This is a genomic window from Roseisolibacter sp. H3M3-2 (assembly GCF_029211165.1).
Taxonomy (GTDB): Bacteria; Gemmatimonadota; Gemmatimonadetes; order Gemmatimonadales; family Gemmatimonadaceae; genus Roseisolibacter.
Genome location: NZ_JARGEK010000475.1, coordinates 1 through 3,002 on the forward strand (window position 1 = coordinate 1; position 3,002 = coordinate 3,002).

4 protein-coding genes are annotated in these 3,002 nt (G+C 75.0%); 2 read left to right on the plus strand and 2 right to left on the minus strand.

The features are described from left to right. Positions 1–1,031, minus strand: a 1,031-nt coding sequence (locus tag PYV61_RS23200) for an alkaline phosphatase family protein (RefSeq protein ID WP_275836163.1), incomplete at its 3' end; no start/stop codon positions are given. Between the two features lie 381 nt (positions 1,032–1,412). On the opposite strand from PYV61_RS23200, the gene PYV61_RS23205 reads away from it, so the two are divergent. Continuing rightward, complete coding sequence (locus PYV61_RS23205; RefSeq protein ID WP_345785284.1) at positions 1,413–2,162, plus strand: TIGR00730 family Rossman fold protein; 750 nt, start codon at positions 1,413–1,415, stop codon at positions 2,160–2,162. Here the strand turns inward: PYV61_RS23205 and PYV61_RS23210 are convergent. Next, positions 2,131–2,598, minus strand: coding sequence for a GreA/GreB family elongation factor (locus tag PYV61_RS23210; RefSeq protein WP_275836167.1), 468 nt, complete (start codon positions 2,596–2,598; stop codon positions 2,131–2,133). The genes PYV61_RS23205 and PYV61_RS23210 overlap by 32 nt on opposite strands. Positions 2,599–2,782: 184 nt before the next feature. On the opposite strand from PYV61_RS23210, the gene PYV61_RS23215 reads away from it, so the two are divergent. Continuing rightward, positions 2,783–3,002, plus strand: a 220-nt coding sequence (locus tag PYV61_RS23215) for a hypothetical protein (protein WP_275836169.1), incomplete at its 3' end; no start/stop codon positions are given.

The window sequence follows — 3,002 nt, forward strand, 5'->3', positions numbered from 1 at the left end:
GTGCGCCGCACCCACGCCTCGCCGCGCCCGCGGCCGCGCCCCTCGAACGCGTCGGGCGCGTGCGGCAGCAGCAGCAGGTCCACCGCGGGGCGCGCCAGCAGGTCGTCGAGCGCCTGCCCCCAGCGGTCGCGCAGCGCCGGCCACCACGGGCGCTCGCGGCGGGACAGCTCGAGGTAGACGTGCGCCATCGCGTTGCCGCTCACCATCACCGCGACCTCGCGTCCCGGCGCCATCGTGAACGGGTGCGCGACGGTGCGGTGGCCGCGCGCGCGGAACCAGTCGGCGAGGTCGTCGTGCGCGCGCACCGGCGAGTGCCCGTGGTCGCTCACCACCCACAGGTGCGTGTCGCGCCACCACCCCCCGCGCTCGGCGTCGGCGCGCAGCTCGGCGGCCACCTCGTCGACGATCGCCATCGCGCCGCCGACGATCGGGGCGTCGTGCCCCGCCTGGTGCGACGTCTTGTCGATGCCGGTGAGCGCGCAGAAGACGACGCGCGGCGCGGCGCCGGCGGCGCGCCCCGCGCGCACGCGCGCCGCCACCTGCCCGCCGATGTCGCGGTCGATGCGCAGCCACCCGGCGACGTTGCCGCTGAAGTGCGTGCGCGCGGCGCGCAGCGTGAAGTCGGCGGCGCGCGCGAGGGGGTCGGGCATCGGCAGCCCGCGCCCGATCACGTTGAGCGCGGCGAGCCCGGGGCCCGCCAGCTCGAACAGCGTCGGCGCGCCCGGCGCGAGGTCGCGGTCGACGTGGCGCATCTCGGCGCCGACGTAGCTGCGCGCGGCGTCGGGGCGCGTGGCGCGCGTGCGCGCGCGGTCGAACCACCGCAGCCCGGGGAGCCCGATCGGGCCCGGGAAGCGCCCCATGAGGAAGGGCGCGTAGGCGGGCCCCGTGACCGACGGGAACGCGGACGCCACCGTGGACAGCGCCCCCTCGGCGCGCAGGCGGGCGAGGGCCGGGAGGGCGCCCGCGTCGAGGGCGCGCGCGAGCGCGTCGGGACGCGCGCCGTCGGCGACGAGGATGACGACCAGGGACAACGGCGGGCGGGGCGGCGGCGGAGGTGGCGCGGTTCCTGAGGGGCGGCGTAACCTTCCCCGCACCCGGCCAGGAGACCGATGAAGAAAGCTAGCACGACCGCCCGGAAGGCCGCGCCCAAGGGCAAGACCGCGACGACGAAGGCGGCGACGAAGGCGGCGACGAAGGCGACCGGGAAGCCGCGCACCGCGACCGGCAAGCGCGCCAGCCCCGACGTGCTGGAGGAGGCGGAGCGCTCGGCGCGCGAGGGGGCGCGCGAGCGGACGGAGGAGGGGCACCGCAAGGCGGGGCGCACGCCCCCGGCCGGGGAGGCCGGCCCCACGCTGCGCTCCAAGGGCGCGACGCGCGTCGCCGTCGACGAGTCGATCCGCGACTACCCGGCGGTGACCGAGGACGAGAAGCTGCTCGCGCTGCCGAAGGAGGACGGGCGCGGCGCGCCGGCCGACTTCACCCGCTCCGACCCGTGGCGCGTCATGCGCATCATGGGCGAGTTCATCGAGGGGTTCGACACGCTCAGCACCGTGCGCCGCGGCGTGACGATCTTCGGCTCCGCGCGCACGGGCCCCGACGACCCGCAGTACCACGCCGCCGTCGAGGTCGGGCGCCTGCTCGCCGAGGCGGGGTTCGACGTCATCACCGGCGCCGGCCCCGGGATCATGGAGGCCGGCAACAGGGGCGCGCGCGAGGGGGGCGGCCACTCGGTCGGGTGCAACATCGAGCTCCCGTTCGAGCAGGGGAGCAACCCGTACGTCGACACCCTCGTCAACTTCCGCTACTTCTTCGTGCGGAAGACGATGTTCATCAAGTACTCGGTCGCCTTCATCATCTTCCCCGGCGGCTTCGGCACGCTCGACGAGCTGTTCGAGGCCGTGACGCTGATCCAGACCGGGAAGATGTACCAGTTCCCCGTGGTCCTCTTCGGGCGCCACTACTGGGCGGGGCTGGTGCGCTGGCTGCAGACGCGGGTGCTGCAGGAGGGGAAGATCTCCCCGGGCGACCTGGACCTGATGATCATGACCGACGACCCGCGCGAGGCGGTGGACGCGGTCGTCAGCGCCTACGCCGCGCAGCGGCAGCGCGCCGAGGAGCGCGGCGCGTCGCCTACTGCTGGTGGATCGTCGTCAGCTCGATGACCTTGAGGCGGCGCGTGGTGGCGGGGAGCTTCAGGATCGCCACCTCGCCCACCGCCTTGCCGAGCAGGGCGCGCCCGATCGGGGAGCCCATCGACACGAACCCCTCCTGGAACTCGATCGCGTCGCCGAACACCAGGTTGTAGGTCTCGCGCGCGCCGTTCTTCTCGTCCTCGACGACGACGATCGACCCGAGGCCCACGCGGTCCTCGGGGATCTGCGACGGGTCGATGGACGACAGCTTGCTGAGGCGCGAGTGCAGGTGGCCGAGGCGCGCCTGCACGAACTGCTGCCGCTCGAGTGCCGCCTTGTACTCGGAGTTCTCGCGCAGGTCGCCGTGCTCCACCGCCTTCCGGATCTCGTTCGGGAGCGTGACGTTCAGCTCGTGCTGCAGACGCGCGGCCTCGTCGGAGAGCTTGGCCTTCAGTTCTTCGATCATCGGGGTCACCAGCCGGGAGCACCTGCCCGGGTTCCGGAAACGGCAAAAGGGGAGCGCCCGACCGCGAGTGGCCGGGCGCCGTCCCCGTGTCGGGGAGTATAGCGCCGGCCCGGAGAGGCGCAAAGGTCGCGCCGGCCGGCAGGCTCCGCTTTCCCCGCGCGCCGCGGCCGCGTAGCGTGCGCGCATGCTGCGCGTCGAGCGCCACGGCGACGTGGTCCGCCTGGAGGCCGCGTCCCGCGTCGGTCGCCTGATGGGCTATTCGGCGAGCGCGTACCTCGTCGACCGCGCCGACGCGCGCGGCGCCGACGCGCGCCCGCTGCTGGTCGACACGCTGTTCCCGCGCGCCGAGGCGGCGCTGCGCGCGCTGCTCGACGCGCTCGGCGCGGCGCCCGGGCGCGCGCTGG